The sequence below is a fragment of the Mesorhizobium sp. WSM4808 genome (assembly GCF_055811675.1).
In genome coordinates this window covers 1-255 of sequence record NZ_JBVVQX010000093.1, presented here as the reverse complement: position 1 = coordinate 255, position 255 = coordinate 1, and the positions used below count along the sequence as shown (strand labels likewise).

The following is a 255-nucleotide window of genomic DNA, read 5'->3' as shown; positions in this document are numbered from 1 at the left end:
GACGTATGTGGCAATCTTGTCCGCATGGACTGGGTTCATTGTACAGCTCCAGACACGCGCTCAGTTGCGCAAAAGCATGACGGCCGCAAAATGCAAAAGTTCTCAGCATCGGCCTCGTCGATTTCAACTTGGTAGGATGCGATTTTGTTCGTCGACCAGCACGACGCGCGGCCTGAATGCTCTCGCTTCGACCTCCTCACATGAGGCATATGCAACGATAATCACCTTATCTCCAATCATCGCTAGTCTCGCAGC

At 52.5% G+C, this 255-nt stretch carries 1 protein-coding gene; it reads right to left on the bottom strand.

Annotation, left to right across the window (positions count from 1 at the left end; genetic code table 11):
- Positions 1 to 123: 123 nt before the first annotated feature.
- Positions 124 to 255 (bottom strand): aspartate 1-decarboxylase (locus tag AC0L2U_RS34815; RefSeq protein ID WP_473603718.1); only part of this gene is annotated, 132 nt, incomplete at its 5' end.